1 pseudogene is annotated in these 284 nt (G+C 61.3%); it reads left to right on the top strand.

The features are described 5' to 3' along the window. A pseudogene (locus SB719_RS19635) lies at positions 1–284 on the top strand (ABC transporter permease subunit); the annotation flags it as partial.

Below are 284 nucleotides of genomic sequence, written 5' to 3'. Positions count from 1 at the left end.
ACCCTGGGTATTCATATCTATGCCGTGGGCGGCAACATGCAGGCGGCTCGTCTGACCGGGATCAAAGTGGGCGTAGTGCTGATCTAGTTTTACGCCATGATCGGTCTGCTCTTCGGGCTGGGGGGGCTGATGAGCGCCTCACGGCTCTACAGCGCCAACGGCAACCTTGGCGTGGGCTATGAACTGGATGCGATTGCTGCGGTGATCCTCGGCGGCACCAGCTTTGTCGGCGGTATCGGCACCATCCCCGGCACGCTGATTGGGGCGCTGATTATCGCCACGCT

The organism is Pantoea sp. SIMBA_079, assembly GCF_046940275.1.
Lineage (GTDB): Bacteria > Pseudomonadota > Gammaproteobacteria > Enterobacterales > Enterobacteriaceae > Pantoea > Pantoea borealis.
This window is presented reverse-complemented; position numbering and strand designations above follow the sequence as displayed.